The sequence below is a fragment of the Streptomyces sp. RLB3-17 genome, from assembly GCF_007113425.2.
GTDB classification, from domain to species: Bacteria; Actinomycetota; Actinomycetes; order Streptomycetales; family Streptomycetaceae; genus Streptomyces; species Streptomyces mirabilis_D.
Genome location: NZ_CP041610.2, coordinates 6,688,083 through 6,702,157, shown reverse-complemented (window position 1 = coordinate 6,702,157; position 14,075 = coordinate 6,688,083). Strand labels below are relative to the sequence as shown.

25 protein-coding genes are annotated in these 14,075 nt (G+C 65.6%); all 25 read right to left on the bottom strand.

Going from position 1 to position 14,075, the window contains the following annotated elements; genetic code table 11:
• Window positions 1–24: 24 nt before the first annotated feature.
• The 25 genes from FNV62_RS30500 to rplB all read right to left on the bottom strand — a co-directional run bounded on the left by FNV62_RS30500 (window position 25) and on the right by rplB (window position 14,047).
• Window positions 25–1,047 (bottom strand): DNA-directed RNA polymerase subunit alpha, encoded by a 1,023-nt coding sequence (locus tag FNV62_RS30500; RefSeq protein WP_003966937.1) that lies wholly within the window; start codon window positions 1,045–1,047, stop codon window positions 25–27.
• A gap of 115 nt (window positions 1,048–1,162) precedes the next feature.
• A complete protein-coding gene (gene rpsK, locus FNV62_RS30495; protein WP_003956432.1) occupies window positions 1,163–1,567 on the bottom strand; it encodes a 30S ribosomal protein S11 in 405 nt (134 codons plus the stop codon).
• Window positions 1,568–1,631: 64 nt separating this feature from the next.
• Window positions 1,632–2,012 (bottom strand): 30S ribosomal protein S13, encoded by a 381-nt coding sequence (gene rpsM, locus FNV62_RS30490; RefSeq protein ID WP_060901485.1) that lies wholly within the window; start codon window positions 2,010–2,012, stop codon window positions 1,632–1,634.
• 211 nt (window positions 2,013–2,223) lie between these two features.
• Complete coding sequence (rpmJ, locus tag FNV62_RS30485; protein WP_003998809.1) at window positions 2,224–2,337, bottom strand: 50S ribosomal protein L36; 114 nt, start codon at window positions 2,335–2,337, stop codon at window positions 2,224–2,226.
• Between the two features lie 69 nt (window positions 2,338–2,406).
• Window positions 2,407–2,628 (bottom strand): translation initiation factor IF-1, encoded by a 222-nt coding sequence (infA, locus tag FNV62_RS30480; RefSeq protein ID WP_003948620.1) that lies wholly within the window; start codon window positions 2,626–2,628, stop codon window positions 2,407–2,409.
• 452 nt (window positions 2,629–3,080) lie between these two features.
• Window positions 3,081–3,917: a type I methionyl aminopeptidase gene (gene map, locus FNV62_RS30475; RefSeq protein WP_143627820.1), complete on the bottom strand. Its 837-nt coding sequence runs from the start codon at window positions 3,915–3,917 to the stop codon at window positions 3,081–3,083.
• A gap of 140 nt (window positions 3,918–4,057) precedes the next feature.
• Window positions 4,058–4,720, bottom strand: coding sequence for an adenylate kinase (locus tag FNV62_RS30470; protein WP_143602627.1), 663 nt, complete (start codon window positions 4,718–4,720; stop codon window positions 4,058–4,060).
• Window positions 4,720–6,033 (bottom strand): preprotein translocase subunit SecY, encoded by a 1,314-nt coding sequence (secY, locus tag FNV62_RS30465; RefSeq protein ID WP_060901488.1) that lies wholly within the window; start codon window positions 6,031–6,033, stop codon window positions 4,720–4,722. Before secY ends, FNV62_RS30470 begins: the two co-directional genes overlap by 1 nt.
• 228 nt (window positions 6,034–6,261) lie before the next feature.
• Entirely contained in the window at window positions 6,262–6,717 is a 456-nt protein-coding gene (gene rplO, locus FNV62_RS30460; protein WP_060901489.1) for a 50S ribosomal protein L15, read from the bottom strand.
• A gap of 2 nt (window positions 6,718–6,719) precedes the next feature.
• Window positions 6,720–6,902, bottom strand: coding sequence for a 50S ribosomal protein L30 (gene rpmD, locus FNV62_RS30455; RefSeq protein ID WP_060901490.1), 183 nt, complete (start codon window positions 6,900–6,902; stop codon window positions 6,720–6,722).
• Window positions 6,903–6,904: 2 nt separating this feature from the next.
• The gene (gene rpsE / locus FNV62_RS30450; RefSeq protein WP_006376045.1) at window positions 6,905–7,510 is read right to left on the bottom strand and encodes a 30S ribosomal protein S5; all 606 of its coding nucleotides are present in this window, start codon (window positions 7,508–7,510) and stop codon (window positions 6,905–6,907) included.
• A gap of 41 nt (window positions 7,511–7,551) precedes the next feature.
• Window positions 7,552–7,935: a 50S ribosomal protein L18 gene (rplR, locus tag FNV62_RS30445; RefSeq protein ID WP_143602623.1), complete on the bottom strand. Its 384-nt coding sequence runs from the start codon at window positions 7,933–7,935 to the stop codon at window positions 7,552–7,554.
• A 3-nt stretch (window positions 7,936–7,938) separates the two neighbouring features.
• Window positions 7,939–8,478, bottom strand: a complete 540-nt coding sequence (rplF, locus tag FNV62_RS30440; RefSeq protein ID WP_060901492.1) for a 50S ribosomal protein L6 — start codon at window positions 8,476–8,478, stop codon at window positions 7,939–7,941.
• A gap of 24 nt (window positions 8,479–8,502) precedes the next feature.
• Window positions 8,503–8,901, bottom strand: coding sequence for a 30S ribosomal protein S8 (rpsH, locus tag FNV62_RS30435; protein ID WP_010986352.1), 399 nt, complete (start codon window positions 8,899–8,901; stop codon window positions 8,503–8,505).
• 211 nt (window positions 8,902–9,112) lie between these two features.
• The gene (locus tag FNV62_RS30425; RefSeq protein ID WP_003948630.1) at window positions 9,113–9,298 is read right to left on the bottom strand and encodes a type Z 30S ribosomal protein S14; all 186 of its coding nucleotides are present in this window, start codon (window positions 9,296–9,298) and stop codon (window positions 9,113–9,115) included.
• 5 nt (window positions 9,299–9,303) lie between these two features.
• The gene (gene rplE, locus FNV62_RS30420) at window positions 9,304–9,861 is read right to left on the bottom strand and encodes a 50S ribosomal protein L5 (RefSeq protein WP_143627818.1); all 558 of its coding nucleotides are present in this window, start codon (window positions 9,859–9,861) and stop codon (window positions 9,304–9,306) included.
• Complete coding sequence (rplX, locus tag FNV62_RS30415) at window positions 9,861–10,184, bottom strand: 50S ribosomal protein L24 (RefSeq protein ID WP_060901494.1); 324 nt, start codon at window positions 10,182–10,184, stop codon at window positions 9,861–9,863. The genes rplE and rplX overlap by 1 nt, the downstream gene beginning before the upstream one ends.
• 2 nt (window positions 10,185–10,186) lie before the next feature.
• On the bottom strand, window positions 10,187–10,555 hold the full coding sequence (rplN, locus tag FNV62_RS30410) for a 50S ribosomal protein L14 (RefSeq protein WP_003998823.1): 369 nt from the start codon (window positions 10,553–10,555) through the stop codon (window positions 10,187–10,189).
• Between the two features lie 200 nt (window positions 10,556–10,755).
• The gene (rpsQ, locus tag FNV62_RS30405) at window positions 10,756–11,043 is read right to left on the bottom strand and encodes a 30S ribosomal protein S17 (protein WP_060901495.1); all 288 of its coding nucleotides are present in this window, start codon (window positions 11,041–11,043) and stop codon (window positions 10,756–10,758) included.
• Entirely contained in the window at window positions 11,043–11,267 is a 225-nt protein-coding gene (gene rpmC / locus FNV62_RS30400) for a 50S ribosomal protein L29 (RefSeq protein ID WP_003998824.1), read from the bottom strand. Before rpmC ends, rpsQ begins: the two co-directional genes overlap by 1 nt.
• Window positions 11,267–11,686, bottom strand: a complete 420-nt coding sequence (gene rplP / locus FNV62_RS30395; RefSeq protein ID WP_010986348.1) for a 50S ribosomal protein L16 — start codon at window positions 11,684–11,686, stop codon at window positions 11,267–11,269. Before rplP ends, rpmC begins: the two co-directional genes overlap by 1 nt.
• Before the next feature lie 5 nt (window positions 11,687–11,691).
• A complete protein-coding gene (rpsC, locus tag FNV62_RS30390) occupies window positions 11,692–12,528 on the bottom strand; it encodes a 30S ribosomal protein S3 (RefSeq protein ID WP_143602621.1) in 837 nt (278 codons plus the stop codon).
• On the bottom strand, window positions 12,528–12,875 hold the full coding sequence (rplV, locus tag FNV62_RS30385) for a 50S ribosomal protein L22 (protein ID WP_003974262.1): 348 nt from the start codon (window positions 12,873–12,875) through the stop codon (window positions 12,528–12,530). The genes rpsC and rplV overlap by 1 nt, the downstream gene beginning before the upstream one ends.
• Window positions 12,876–12,916: 41 nt before the next feature.
• The gene (rpsS, locus tag FNV62_RS30380; protein WP_015035577.1) at window positions 12,917–13,198 is read right to left on the bottom strand and encodes a 30S ribosomal protein S19; all 282 of its coding nucleotides are present in this window, start codon (window positions 13,196–13,198) and stop codon (window positions 12,917–12,919) included.
• Window positions 13,199–13,210: 12 nt separating this feature from the next.
• On the bottom strand, window positions 13,211–14,047 hold the full coding sequence (gene rplB / locus FNV62_RS30375; RefSeq protein ID WP_030039757.1) for a 50S ribosomal protein L2: 837 nt from the start codon (window positions 14,045–14,047) through the stop codon (window positions 13,211–13,213).
• Window positions 14,048–14,075: the final 28 nt, after the last annotated feature.

Genomic DNA, 14,075 nt, shown 5'->3' with positions numbered 1-14,075 from the left:
GAACCGGCAGTGGAACCCGAGCTCTTAGTACTGCTCGGTCTCCACAAAGCCCGCGTCCGCGTCGTCGTCGGCACCAAAGGCGTCGGCGGCGGCGGTCGGGTCGAATCCGGGCGGGCTGTCCTTGAGGGCCAGGCCCATGCCGGCCAGCTTCGCCTTGACCTCGTCGATGGACTTCGCACCGAAGTTGCGGATGTCCAGGAGGTCGGCCTCGGAGCGGGCGACGAGCTCACCCACGGAGTGGATGCCCTCACGCTTGAGGCAGTTGTACGAACGAACGGTGAGCTCGAGCTCCTCGATCGGCAGCGCGAGGTCCGCGGCGAGGGCGGCGTCCGTGGGGGACGGGCCCATGTCGATGCCCTCGGCGTCGATGTTGAGCTCGCGAGCCAGACCGAACAGCTCGACCAGGGTCTTACCGGCCGACGCCATGGCGTCACGGGGACGCATGGCCTGCTTGGTCTCGACGTCGACGATCAGCTTGTCGAAGTCGGTGCGCTGCTCGACACGGGTCGCCTCGACCTTGTACGTGACCTTCAGCACCGGCGAGTAGATCGAGTCGACCGGGATGCGCCCGATCTCCTGACCGACCTGCTTGTTCTGAACGGCGGAGACGTAGCCGCGACCGCGCTCGACGGTCAGCTCCATCTCCAGCTTGCCCTTGCCGTTGAGCGTGGCGAGGACGAGGTCGGGGTTGTGCACCTCGACACCGGCCGGGGGCGCGATGTCGGCGGCGGTGACCAGACCCGGGCCCTGCTTGCGCAGGTACATCACGACCGGCTCGTCGTGCTCCGAGGAGACGACCAGCTGCTTGATGTTGAGGATCAGGTCGGTGACGTCCTCCTTGACGCCCGGCACGGTGGTGAACTCGTGCAGAACGCCGTCGATGCGGATGGACGTGACCGCCGCACCCGGGATCGAGGACAGGAGGGTCCGGCGCAGGGAGTTGCCGAGGGTGTAGCCGAAGCCCGGCTCCAGCGGCTCGATCACGAACCGGGAGCGGAATTCGTCGACGACCTCTTCGGTCAACGAGGGACGCTGAGCAATCAGCATGTTGCGATCCTTCAGTCATGGGCGCCCGCTATTTGACGCCCTGCTGCTACTGCAAGGGTACGGGCGGCACGCCTCCGAAGAGACGTACCGCCCGCAACCTCAAGACAACCGAGCCTCAGACGCGGCGGCGCTTGGGCGGACGGCAGCCGTTGTGCGGGGTGGGGGTGACGTCCTGGATGGAGCCGACCTCGAGGCCAGTGGCCTGGAGGGAGCGGATCGCGGTCTCGCGACCGGAGCCCGGGCCCTTCACGAAGACGTCAACCTTGCGCATGCCGTGCTCCTGCGCGCGACGGGCGGCCGACTCGGCGGCCATCTGCGCGGCGAAGGGGGTGGACTTGCGCGAGCCCTTGAAGCCGACGTGGCCGGCGGAGGCCCAGGAGATCACGTTGCCCGAGGGGTCCGTGATCGAGACGATGGTGTTGTTGAACGTGCTCTTGATGTGAGCGTGCCCGTGAGCGACGTTCTTCTTTTCCTTGCGGCGCACCTTCTTGGCAGCGCCCTGACGACCCTTGGGGGGCATCTATTACTCCTACGGGAGGTGGTCGGTCCTACAGCGAAGACCGCTGATAAGCGTCCGCTGAGGACTACTTCTTGCCCGGCTTCTTCTTACCGGCGATGGCGCGACGCGGGCCCTTGCGGGTACGAGCGTTCGTGCTGGTGCGCTGACCGTGGACGGGCAGGCCACGACGGTGGCGCAGACCCTGGTAGCAGCCGATCTCGACCTTGCGGCGGATGTCGGCCTGGATCTCGCGACGGAGGTCACCCTCGGTCTTGATGTTGGCGTCCACGTACTCGCGGATCTTGACCAGCTCTTCTTCGGAGAGGTCACGAACACGGGTGTTCGGGTTCACGCCGGTCTCGGCCAGCGTCTGCTGGGAAAGGGTCCGGCCGATGCCGAACACGTAGGTCAGGGCGACCTCCACACGCTTTTCGCGAGGGATGTCAACACCGGAAACGCGTGCCATTCAATGGCTCCAGTTGTCGTTCGGAGGTCTTCCGCAGAACCGGATCCCGCCCGCCGTCCTCTCCTCTTGTCGAAGATTCGGTACGAACCGGGTCCCCGGCCTCCGACCGGGGGTGTCAGGCCTGATGAGACTCAGCCCTGGGTTCTGCGTATGAACATGTACTGCTTGCGTCGCGCGAAGTATCTGCGGATGCAGAAGGTGCGGTCGTGCGTCAGCCCTGGCGCTGCTTGTGGCGCGGGTTTTCGCAGATGACCATGACCCGACCGTGACGGCGGATCACCCTGCACTTGTCGCAGATCTTCTTGACGCTCGGCTTGACCTTCATTGGTGAGGTTCTCCGGGTCAGTGCCACCCCCCGCGTCCCGGAACCGGGAACACGGAGTAAGGGCAAGATCTACTTGTACCGGTAGACGATGCGGCCACGCGTCAGGTCGTACGGAGACAACTCCACCACGACCCGGTCGTCAGGGAGGATGCGGATGTAGTGCATACGCATCTTGCCGCTGATGTGTGCCAGGACCTGGTGGCCGTTCTGGAGCTCGACCTTGAACATGGCGTTCGGAAGAGACTCGACGACAGTGCCCTCGATCTCGATGGCACCTTGCTTCTTGGCCACGCTTCGCCCTTCGAATCGACTACCTTGATCGACTTCGCACGAGCGCATGCAGACATGCGGGTGCACGAGAGCCGACGAGTCAGTCTACGTCAGGCCTCTCGGAAAGACGAATCGAGAAAGAATGCCCCACTACGGAGATCGTTAAGCAACGGGGGTCGTCAACGCGTCTCCGCGGACCCTCCGGGGCGGCGTCGCGGAGACGTACGGCGATCACACCGCGACCCACCGTATCCGCCCGGCACCCTCGCCCGGGTGCCGCGATCCCCCACACCCCACCGACCCGCCCCCGCCCGCCACGGTGAGACCAGCGGGTCCGCCACCACCGGGCCGGCACCATCAGGCCATCGGGTCTGTCACCGTCAGCCCAGCGGGACCGGCGCCATCAGACCCACAGGTCCGGCGCCGTCAGCCCAGCGGGACCGGGCGCCGTCAAACCAACAGGTCCGGCGCCGTCAGGCCAGTGGGTCCGGCGCCGCCGTGATCCCGTGCTCCGCCAGCTTCGCCCTGCCGCCGTCCGGGGACGTGAGGACCAGCGGGCCCTCCTCCGTCAGCGCCACCGAGTGCTCCCAGTGCGAGGACCACGTGCCGTCCGTCGTGATGACGGTCCAGTCGTCCTCCAGCACCTCGGTCCGCGGCGTGCCCAAGGACACCATCGGCTCGATGGCCAGGCAGAAGCCGGGGACCAGCTTCGGACCCTTGCCGCGCCGCTTCTCGACGTAGTTCAGCAGGTGCGGGTCCATGTGCATCTCGGTGCCGATGCCGTGGCCGCCGTAGTCCTCGATGATTCCGTACTTGCCGCCGCCGGGCTTCGGCTGGCGGCGGATGTACGTCTCGATCGCACGCGAGACGTCGACGAGCCGGTTGCCCTGCCTCATCGCCGCGATGCCCGCCCACATCGACTCCTCGGTCACCCGGGAGAGCTCGAGCAGCTCCGGGGCGTGACCGGAGCCCACGAACGCGGTGTACGCCGCGTCCCCGTGCCAGCCGTCCACGATCGCGCCGCAGTCGATCGAGATGATGTCGCCGTCCTTCAGGACCACCTCGTCGGACGGGATGCCGTGGACGACGACCTCGTTGGCCGAGGTGCAGATGGTCGCGGGGAAACCGCCGTACCCGAGGAAGTTCGACTTCGCCCCGTGCTCGGCCAGCACCTTGCGCGCGACCTCGTCCAGGTCCTTCGTCGTGGCACCCGGCACGGCCGCCTCACGTGTGGCCGCGTGAATGGCCGCGACGACCAACCCCGCCGCACGCATCTTGGCGATCTGCTCAGGGGTCTTGATCTGCACCATGGCGGCCCGCGCTCTCCGTCTTCTCCGTCATTCCGACGACGTACCCAACAAGGTCGTGCACCACTACGTACACGACCACCTGCACAACACTACGGCCGCGGCACCCCCGGAGGGCACCGCGGCCGATGGCAGCGTGACGACTACTTGTCGCCGACCTTGCTCTTGAGCGCCTCCATGGCGCGCCCCGTGACCTCTTCCACCTTGCCGAGCGCCGAGATCGTCACGACCAGGCCCTGACGGGCGTAGTAGTCGATGATCGGCTCGGTCTGCGTGTGGTAGACCTCGAGACGCGTACGGACCGTCTCCTCGGAGTCGTCGTCCCGCTGGTACAGCTCGCCGGCACAGACGTCACAGACGCCTTCCTGCTTCGGCTGCTTGTACGTCACGTGGAAGACGTGCGAAGAGTCGTTGCGGCAGATGCGGCGGCCCGCGATGCGCTTGACCACCTCGTCCTCGGGGACCTCCAGGTCCAGCACCGCGTCCAGCTTCATGGCCTCGGCCTTGAGCATCTCGTCGAGCGCCTCGGCCTGCGAGACGTTACGAGGGAAGCCGTCCAGCAGGAAGCCGTTGGCGGCGTCGGGCTGCTCCATGCGGTCCTTGGCCATCCCGATGGTGACCTCGTCCGGCACCAGCTTGCCCGCGTCCATGTACGCCTTGGCCTGCTTGCCCAGCTCCGTGCCCTGACTGATGTTGGCGCGGAAGAGGTCGCCCGTGGAGATGTGCGGAATCCCCAGGTTCTTGGCAAGGAACGCAGCCTGCGTTCCCTTCCCGGCACCGGGCGGCCCGACGAGGACGATTCGCATCAGCGGAGGAACCCTTCGTAATTGCGCTGCTGAAGCTGGCTCTCGATCTGCTTCACCGTCTCAAGACCGACACCCACGATGATCAGGATGCTGGTACCACCGAACGGGAAATTGCCGGTTGCCCCGAAACCCACCAACGCCATTGTCGGCACGAGAGCGATCAGACCCAGATACAGCGACCCCGGCCAGGTGATCCGGTTGAGTACGTAGCTCAGGTACTCAGCGGTCGGCCGGCCAGCCCGGATGCCCGGGATGAAGCCACCATACTTCTTCATGTTGTCCGCGACTTCCTCGGGGTTGAACGAGATCGCCACGTAGAAGAACGCGAAGAAAACGATCAGGAGGAAGTAAGAGACCAGGTAGATGGGGTGATCGCCCTTGGTCAGGTTCTGCGTGACCCAGGTCTTCCAGCCGGAATTGCCGTTGGAGAACTGGGCGACCAGAGCCGGGATGTAGAGCAGCGACGACGCGAAGATGACGGGAATCACACCCGCCTGATTGACCTTCAGCGGGATGTAAGTGGACGTACCACCGTACGACCGGCGCCCGATCATGCGCTTCGCGTACTGGACGGGGATCCGCCGCTGGGCCTGCTCGACGAAGACGACCAGCGCGACCATGACCAGTCCGACCGCGATCACGGTGCCGAACTCGATCCAGCCGCCGGCCAGCGTGCCCTGCGTCTTGATCGCCCACAGCGCGGACGGGAAGGTCGCGGCGATCGAGATGAACATGAGGATCGACATGCCGTTGCCGATGCCGCGGTCGGTGATGAGCTCGCCCAGCCACATGACGACGCCCGTACCGGCGGTCATGGTGACGACCATCACGACGGTCTGGAAGATCGACTGGTCAGGAACGATCTGGTTGGCCACCTGGCAGCCACTGAACAGGGCGCCGCTGCGGGCGGTCGCGACAAGGCCGGTGCCCTGCAGGATCGCCAGCGCCACCGTCAGATAACGGGTGTACTGCGTGATCTTCGCGGTGCCGGCCGAACCCTCCTTCTTGAGGGCTTCGAGGCGCGGGATCACCACCGTCAGCAGCTGCAGAATGATGCTCGCCGTGATGTACGGCATGATGCCGAGCGCGAAGATCGTGATCTGCAGCAGCGCACCACCACTGAACATGTTGACCAGCCCGAACAGACCCTGGTTGCCCTTGGCCACGTCGATGCAGGTCTGGACGTTCTTGTAGTCGACACCTGGGATCGGTACGTGGGTACCGACCCGGTAGACCACGATGATGCCGAGCGTGAAGAGCAGCTTCTTGCGCAGGTCGGGCGTCTTGAACGCCCGGGCGAACGCGGTGAGCACGGTGCCTCCTGCGACCCCCGCGCAACTGCGTCAGAGGTGACGGTCTTGAGGTTCGACGAATAGGTAGGTATCGGTCGACTGCCGCCCGACGGAACGCCGGACGAAAGTCGGCAGTGCAGGCCACCTTACCGGCGAGACTGCCCCCCTAGGAACGACCAACCGGGGATACCCCATTTGTAAGGGCACCCCCGGTCGGGATCGCTCATGTCATCGAGACGCCTGAAAAGATCAGACGAGCTCGGTGACGGTACCGCCGGCGGCGGTGATCTTCTCCTTGGCGGAGCCGGAAACGGCGTCAACCGAAACCTGCAGCGCGACGGAGATCTCGCCCTGGCCGAGGACCTTGACGAGGCTGTTCTTGCGAACGGCACCCTTGGCGACGAGACCCTCGACGGTGACCTCGCCACCCTCCGGGTACAGCGCGGCCAGCTTGTCGAGGTTCACGACCTGGAACTCGGTCTTGAACGGGTTCTTGAAGCCCTTCAGCTTCGGGAGGCGCATGTGGAGGGGCATCTGCCCGCCCTCGAAGCGCTCCGGAACCTGGTAACGGGCCTTCGTGCCCTTGGTACCACGACCGGCCGTCTTACCCTTCGACGCCTCACCACGACCCACACGGGTCTTGGCGGTCTTGGCGCCCGGGGCGGGACGGAGGTTGTGGATCTTGAGCGGGTTGTTCTCCGCCATGATCAGTCGACCTCCTCAACCGTCACGAGGTGGCGGACGGTGTGCACCATTCCGCGGAACTCGGGGCGGTCCTCCTTGACGACCACGTCGTTCAGGCGCTTGAGCCCGAGCGAACGCAGGGTGTCGCGGTGGTTCTGCTTGCTGCCGATGTACGACTTCGTCTGCGTGATCCTGAGCTGAGCCATGATTACGCACCCGCTCCCGCACGCGCACGCAGCAGAGCGGCGGGGGCGACGTCCTCGAGGGGCAGACCACGGCGAGCCGCGATCTCCTCGGGACGCTGCAGACCCTTGAGGGCCGCCACGGTCGCGTGCACGATGTTGATCGCGTTGGACGAGCCGAGCGACTTCGACAGGATGTCGTGAACGCCGGCGCACTCGAGGACAGCACGCACCGGGCCACCGGCGATAACGCCGGTACCGGGGGAAGCAGGCTTGAGCAGGACGACGCCCGCGGCCTTCTCGCCCGTGATCGGGTGCGGGATGGTGCCCTGGATACGGGGGACCTTGAAGAAGTGCTTCTTGGCCTCCTCAACACCCTTGGCGATGGCGGCCGGCACCTCCTTGGCCTTGCCGTAACCGACACCCACGGTGCCGTCACCGTCGCCCACTACGACGAGCGCAGTGAAGCTGAAGCGACGACCACCCTTCACAACCTTGGCGACGCGGTTGATCGCGACGACGCGCTCAACGTACGCGGTCTTCTCGGCGGCAGCAGCGCCGCCGTCACGGCCCTTCCGGTCCCGCCGCTCGCCGCCACCGGCACCGCTTCCGCGGCGCTGGGGTCCAGCCATTGGAATTACCTCTCTCTGTTTCCGCTAGCTACGGAACCGACTCAGAACTTGAGTCCGGCTTCGCGGGCGGCGTCCGCCAGGGCGGCAATGCGCCCGGCGTACTGGTTGCCACCACGGTCGAATACGACAGCCTCGACACCGGCGGCCTTGGCGCGCTCGGCGACCAGGGCGCCGACCGACTTGGCCTGAGCCGACTTGTCGGCTTCGCCACCGCGGATCGTCGTGTCCAGGGTCGACGCCGACGCGAGGGTGTGACCCTTAACGTCGTCGATGATCTGGGCCACGATGTGGCGGTTGGAGCGCGTCACGACCAGGCGCGGACGCTCAGCCGTACCCGAGATGTGCTTACGGATCCGGATGTGACGACGCTTGATGGCAGCACGCTTGTAAGCGTCGCCCTTAGCAATCTTGACACCGTATGCCATGGCTTACTTACCCGCCTTTCCGACCTTGCGGCGAATGACTTCGCCCTCGTACTTGACGCCCTTGGCCTTGTACGGGTCGGGCTTGCGCAGCTTGCGGATGTTGGCCGCAACCTCGCCGACCTTCTGCTTGTCGATGCCCTCGACCGAGAAACGGGTCGGAGCCTCCACCTTGAAGGTGATGCCCTCGGGGGCCTCGACGGTGATCGGGTGGCTGTAGCCGAGCGCGAACTCCAGGTTGGAGCCCTTCGCCTGGACGCGGTAACCGACACCGCTGATCTCGAGCTTCTTCACGTAACCCTGGGTCACGCCGGTGATCATGTTCGCCACCAGCGTGCGGGACAGGCCGTGCAGGGCCTTGTTCTGACGCTCGTCGTTGGGGCGGGTGACGTTCAGAACGCCATCCTCAGCCTTGACGACCTCGATCGGCGCGGCAACGGTGTGAGCGAGGGTGCCCTTGGGGCCCTTCACCTGGACCGTACGGCCTTCGATGGTGACGTCCACGCCGGCGGGAACCGTGATGGGGAGCTTGCCAATACGCGACATAGCTGTTTCCTCCGTTCCCTTCCGTTACCAGACGTAGGCGAGAACTTCTCCGCCTACGCCCTTCTTGCCGGCCTGCTTGTCGGTGAGGAGCCCGTGGGACGTGGAGATGATCGCCACGCCAAGGCCGCCGAGCACCTTCGGCAGGTTGGTGGACTTCGCGTACACCCGGAGACCGGGCTTGGAGATCCGCTTGATGCCCGCGATGGAGCGCTCACGGTTCGGGCCGAACTTCAGCTCGAGGACGAGGTTCTTGCCGACCTCGGCGTCCTCGACCTTCCAGCCCGTGATGAAGCCCTCCTGCTGGAGGATCTCCGCGATGTGCGACTTGATCTTGCTGTGCGGCATACCCACGGTGTCGTGGTACGCCGAGTTCGCGTTACGCAGACGCGTAAGCATGTCTGCGATCGGATCAGTCATGGTCATGAATTGGCCTTCGGCCTCTCTCGCCGGGGTTTCCTGTATGCGCCATCCCTCTCCCCACTCAGTGGCGGGACGGGTGCGGTGCGGGGACCTACGGCGTAGTAAGTCGTACGGGCGTCAGGCGCCCAACCCTCCTAGCCTAAGCCATGGAGGGGTGGGCACCTGACCGAGCCCTTTGCTTACCGAGAGCCTCTGGAGTCCGGAATTACCGGAACTACCAGGAGCTCTTGGTCACGCCCGGCAGCTCGCCACGGTGAGCCATCTCACGAAGGCAGACGCGGCACAGGCCGAACTTGCGGTACACGGAGTGCGGACGACCGCAGCGCTGGCAGCGCGTGTAGCCACGCACACCGAACTTGGGCTTACGAGCAGCCTTGGCAATCAGAGCCTTCTTCGCCATCTCGCTTACGCCTCCTTGAAGGGGAAGCCGAGGTGACGGAGAAGGGCACGGCCCTCAGCGTCGTTGGTCGCCGTGGTCACCACGGTGATGTCCATACCCCGGACGCGGTCGATCTTGTCCTGGTCGATCTCGTGGAACATGACCTGCTCCGTGAGACCGAAGGTGTAGTTGCCACGGCCGTCGAACTGCTTGGGGGACAGACCGCGGAAGTCGCGGATGCGCGGCAGCGCGAGCGACAGGGTGCGGTCCAGGAACTCCCACATGCGGTCGCCACGGAGCGTGACGTGGGCACCGATCGGCTGACCCTCACGCAGCTTGAACTGCGCGATGGACTTCCGGGCCTTGGTGATGGCCGGCTTCTGACCGGTGATCGTGGTCAGGTCACGGACGGCACCGTCCATGAGCTTCGAGTCACGGGCGGCGTCGCCGACACCCATGTTGACCACGATCTTGACGAGGCCGGGAACCTGCATGACGTTCTCGTAGGAGAACTCCTCACGCAGCTTGCCCGCGATCTCCTCGCGGTACTTCGTCTTGAGACGCGGAGTGGTGGTGGTAACCATCAGATGTCCTCACCCGTCCGCTTGGCAACGCGGATCTTGTTGCCCTCGTCGTCGAAGCGGTAACCGACGCGCGTGACGACCTTGTTGCCGTCCTTCTCCACGACGAGCTGAACGTTGCTCACGTGAATGGGGGCTTCGGTGGTCACGATGCCGCCGGCCTGCGAACCGCTGGCGGTGGGGCCGGCCTTCGTGTGCTTCTTGACCCGGTTGACACCCTCGACCAGGACGCGCTCGTCGCGCGGGTAAGCGGCAATGACCTTGCCCTGCTTGCCCTTGTCCTTGCCGGTGATGACCTGAACCGTGTCACCCTTCTTGATCTTCATGCTTACAGCACCTCCGGCGCGAGCGAGATGATCTTCATGAACTTCTTCTCGCGCAGCTCACGGCCGACGGGGCCGAAGATACGGGTGCCGCGAGGGTCGCCGTCGTTCTTCAGAATGACAGCGGCGTTCTCGTCGAAGCGGATGTACGAGCCGTCCGGACGGCGGCGCTCCTTGACGGTGCGAACGATGACCGCCTTGACGACGTCACCCTTCTTCACGTTGCCACCGGGGATCGCGTCCTTGACGGTGGCGACGATGACGTCACCGATGCCCGCGTAGCGGCGACCGGAGCCACCGAGCACACGGATGCAAAGGATTTCCTTCGCCCCCGTGTTGTCGGCGACGCGCAGTCGCGACTCCTGCTGGATCACGTCTATCTCCTGATTGTCTGCCGGTTCCCGCGGGGATCCCTTCCGGGTCGCCCCGCGAGCCTGGCGGAACCGTCCTGCGGATGAGCTCCGCAGGAATTACTTGGCCTGTTGAGGGAGAAAACCTCCGCCGGGGGCCGGGCACCTGACGGTGCGGCAGGCCCCCGGCGGGGGGCAACGGGGGGGTTGAGACCCCCGTTTGATTACTTCGCCTTCTCGAGGATCTCCACGATGCGCCAGCGCTTCGTCGCGGACAGCGGACGCGTCTCCATGAGGAGGACGCGGTCGCCGATACCCGCGGCGTTCTGCTCGTCGTGGGCCTTCAGCTTGCTCGTACGGCGGATGACCTTGCCGTACAGGGCGTGCTTGACGCGGTCCTCGACGGCGACGACGACGGTCTTGTCCATCTTGTCGCTGACGACGAGACCCTCACGGGTCTTGCGGAATCCGCGCGCCTCAGTGGTGTTCTCGGTCACGTTGCTCTCGCTCATCAGGCGCTCTCCACCGTTTCGATGCCCAGCTCGCGCTCACGCATCAGGGTGTAGATCCGCGCGATGTCCTTGCGGACGGCCTTGAGCCGACCGTGGTTCTCGAGCTGACCGGTCGCCGCCTGGAAGCGGAGGTTGAACAGCTCTTCCTTGGCTTCGCGAAGCTTCGCGAGAAGCTCCTCGTCACCCAGTTCGCGCAGCTCGGACGCCTTGGTACCGGCCGACATCACGCTTCACCTGCCTCGCGCTTGACGATCCGGCACTTCATCGGCAGCTTGTGGGCTGCGCGAGTGAGGGCCTCACGGGCGATCTTCTCGTTGGGGTAGGACAGTTCGAACATGACCCGGCCCGGGTGCACGTTCGCGATCCACCACTCCGGCGAACCCTTACCGGAACCCATGCGGGTCTCGGCGGGCTTCTTCGTGAGCGGGCGGTCCGGGTAGATGTTGATCCAGACCTTGCCGCCACGCTTGATGTGGCGGGTCATCGCGATACGGGCGGCCTCGATCTGGCGGTTCGTCACGTACGCCGGCGTGAGGGCCTGAATGCCGTACTCGCCGAACGAAACCTGCGTACCGCCCTTGGCCTGACCACGGCGCTTCGGGTGGTGCTGCTTGCGGTGCTTGACCCTACGGGGGATCAGCATGTCGGTCAGGCCTCCGTTCCGGTGCTCTCAGCCGGAGCGGCAGCCGCCGGAGCCTCGGCCTTGGGGGCCTCGGCAGCGGGAGCCTGCTGCGGCTTGCGGCCGCGGCCGCCACGCTCGCCACCACGGCCACCACGGCCGGCCGGGCGGTCGTTGCCGCCACCACGGGCCGGGCGGTTGCCGGCGCGGGCAGCGGCGTTCTCGGCGCGGACCTCGGCGATGTTCTTGACGTCGCCCTTGTAGATCCAGACCTTCACACCGATGCGGCCGAAGGTCGTCTTGGCCTCGAAGAAGCCGTAGTCGACGTTCGCACGGAGCGTGTGCAGGGGCACACGACCCTCGCGGTAGAACTCCGAGCGGGACATCTCGGCGCCGCCGAGACGGCCACCACACTGGATCTTGATGCCCTTGGCGCCCGCCTTCATCGCCGACTGCATGCTCTTACGCATGGCACGGCGGAAGGAGACGCGGGAGGACAGCTGCTCGGCAACGGCCTGAGCAACCAGCTGAGCGTCCGTCTCGGGGTTCTTGACCTCGAGGATGTTCAGCTGGACCTGCTTGCCCGTGAGCTTCTCGAGGTCACCGCGGATGCGGTCGGCCTCGGCGCCACGGCGGCCGATGACGATGCCGGGACGCGCGGTGTGGATGTCCACCCGCACGCGGTCACGGGTGCGCTCGATCTCAACCTTCGAGATACCGGCGCGCTCCATGCCGGACGTCATCATCCGACGGATGGCGACGTCTTCCTTGACGTAGTCCTTGTACAGCTTGTCGGCGTACCAACGGGACTTGAAGTCCGTGGTGATGCCGAGCCGGAACCCATGCGGGTTAACCTTCTGGCCCATTACCGGGTTCCTTCCTTGCTGCTGACGACCACGGTGATGTGGCTGGTCCGCTTGCGGATCCGGTAGGCACGGCCCTGGGCCCGCGGACGGAACCGCTTCAGGGTCGGACCCTCGTCGACGTACGCCTCGGAGATGAAGAGGCTGTCGGCGTCGGTGTGGTCGTAGTTGTGCGCGGCGTTGGCAATGGCGCTGTCAAGCACCTTGCCGACCGGCACGCTCGCGGCCTGCGGGGCGAAACGCAGGACCGCCTGAGCCTCCGTGGCATCCATGCCACGGATAAGGTCCACCACGCGGCGGGCCTTCATGGGCGTAACGCGGATGTACCGCGCCTGGGCCCTGGCTTCCATGGTTGTCCTTCCAGTGTCTGTCATGGTCATTCCACCCCGCGTTAGCGGCGCTTCGACTTCCGGTCGTCCTTGACGTGACCCCGGAAGGTGCGCGTCGGCGAGAACTCGCCGAGCTTGTGGCCGACCATCGACTCGGTGACAAACACCGGAATGTGGGTCTTGCCGTTGTGCACCGCGATCGTGTGGCCGAGCATGGCCGGGATGATCATCGAGCGACGGGACCAGGTCTTGATGACGTTCTTGGTACCGGCTTCGTTCTGAGCGTCCACCTTCTTTACGAGGTGGCCGTCAACGAAGGGTCCCTTCTTGAGACTGCGCGGCATCTAAACCCGCTCCTAGCGCTTCTTGTTCGTCTTGCGGCGGCGGACGATGTACTTGTTCGAAGCCTTCTTCGGCGAACGAGTACGACCCTCCTTCTGACCCCACGGGGAGACCGGGTGGCGACCACCGGAGGTCTTGCCCTCACCACCACCGTGCGGGTGGTCAACCGGGTTCATCGCCACACCGCGGACGGTCGGGCGAACGCCCAGCCAGCGCTTACGGCCGGCCTTACCCCAGTTGATGTTGCTCTGCTCGGCGTTGCCGACCTCGCCGACCGTGGCGCGGCAGCGCTGGTCGACCAGACGGATCTCACCGGAAGGCATACGAAGGTGGGCCATCGTGCCCTCCTTCGCGAGCAGCTGCACCGAGGCACCGGCGGAGCGGGCGAACTTGGCACCGCCACCGGGACGGATCTCGATCGCGTGGATCGTGGTACCGACCGGGATGTTGCGGAGGGCCAGGTTGTTGCCCGGCTTGATGTCGGCCCCGGGACCGTTCTCGACGCGGTCACCCTGCTGCAGGTTGCGCGGGGCGAGGATGTAGCGCTTCTCGCCGTCGGCGTAGTGCAGCAGCGCGATGCGCGCGGTGCGGTTGGGGTCGTACTCGATGTGCGCGACCTTCGCCGGCACGCCGTCCTTGTCGTGACGACGGAAGTCGATCACTCGGTAGGCGCGCTTGTGTCCGCCACCCTGGTGGCGAACGGTCACACGACCGGCGTTGTTACGGCCGCCCTTGCTGTGCAGCGGGCGGACCAGCGACTTCTCCGGCGTGGACCGCGTGACCTCGACGAAGTCGGCGACGGAGGAGCCACGGCGGCCCGGCGTCGTCGGCTTGTACTTGCGGATTCCCATTTCTCAGTCCTCGTCCGATATTCGGACC

Bases quoted from the DNA above. Each gene is read 5' to 3' on its own strand.
- FNV62_RS30500 (WP_003966937.1), bottom strand. From the start codon at position 1,047: ATGCTGATTGCTCAGCGTCCCTCGTTGACCGAAGAGGTCGTCGACGAA.
- rpsK (WP_003956432.1), bottom strand. From the start codon at position 1,567: ATGCCCCCCAAGGGTCGTCAGGGCGCTGCCAAGAAGGTGCGCCGCAAG.
- rpsM (WP_060901485.1), bottom strand. From the start codon at position 2,012: ATGGCACGCGTTTCCGGTGTTGACATCCCTCGCGAAAAGCGTGTGGAG.
- rpmJ (WP_003998809.1), bottom strand. From the start codon at position 2,337: ATGAAGGTCAAGCCGAGCGTCAAGAAGATCTGCGACAAGTGCAGGGTG.
- map (WP_143627820.1), bottom strand. From the start codon at position 3,917: ATGGTGCAGATCAAGACCCCTGAGCAGATCGCCAAGATGCGTGCGGCG.
- FNV62_RS30470 (WP_143602627.1), bottom strand. From the start codon at position 4,720: ATGCGAATCGTCCTCGTCGGGCCGCCCGGTGCCGGGAAGGGAACGCAG.
- rplO (WP_060901489.1), bottom strand. From the start codon at position 6,717: ATGGCGGAGAACAACCCGCTCAAGATCCACAACCTCCGTCCCGCCCCG.
- rpmD (WP_060901490.1), bottom strand. From the start codon at position 6,902: ATGGCTCAGCTCAGGATCACGCAGACGAAGTCGTACATCGGCAGCAAG.
- rpsE (WP_006376045.1), bottom strand. From the start codon at position 7,510: ATGGCTGGACCCCAGCGCCGCGGAAGCGGTGCCGGTGGCGGCGAGCGG.
- rplR (WP_143602623.1), bottom strand. From the start codon at position 7,935: ATGGCATACGGTGTCAAGATTGCTAAGGGCGACGCTTACAAGCGTGCT.
- rplF (WP_060901492.1), bottom strand. From the start codon at position 8,478: ATGTCGCGTATTGGCAAGCTCCCCATCACGGTTCCCGCCGGCGTGGAC.
- rpsH (WP_010986352.1), bottom strand. From the start codon at position 8,901: ATGACCATGACTGATCCGATCGCAGACATGCTTACGCGTCTGCGTAAC.
- FNV62_RS30425 (WP_003948630.1), bottom strand. From the start codon at position 9,298: ATGGCGAAGAAGGCTCTGATTGCCAAGGCTGCTCGTAAGCCCAAGTTC.
- rplE (WP_143627818.1), bottom strand. From the start codon at position 9,861: ATGGTTACCACCACCACTCCGCGTCTCAAGACGAAGTACCGCGAGGAG.
- rplX (WP_060901494.1), bottom strand. From the start codon at position 10,184: ATGAAGATCAAGAAGGGTGACACGGTTCAGGTCATCACCGGCAAGGAC.
- rpsQ (WP_060901495.1), bottom strand. From the start codon at position 11,043: ATGAGCGAGAGCAACGTGACCGAGAACACCACTGAGGCGCGCGGATTC.
- rpmC (WP_003998824.1), bottom strand. From the start codon at position 11,267: ATGTCGGCCGGTACCAAGGCGTCCGAGCTGCGCGAACTGGGTGACGAG.
- rplP (WP_010986348.1), bottom strand. From the start codon at position 11,686: ATGCTGATCCCCCGTAGGGTCAAGCACCGCAAGCAGCACCACCCGAAG.
- rpsC (WP_143602621.1), bottom strand. From the start codon at position 12,528: ATGGGCCAGAAGGTTAACCCGCATGGGTTCCGGCTCGGCATCACCACG.
- rplV (WP_003974262.1), bottom strand. From the start codon at position 12,875: ATGGAAGCCAGGGCCCAGGCGCGGTACATCCGCGTTACGCCCATGAAG.
- rpsS (WP_015035577.1), bottom strand. From the start codon at position 13,198: ATGCCGCGCAGTCTCAAGAAGGGACCCTTCGTTGACGGCCACCTCGTA.
- rplB (WP_030039757.1), bottom strand. From the start codon at position 14,047: ATGGGAATCCGCAAGTACAAGCCGACGACGCCGGGCCGCCGTGGCTCC.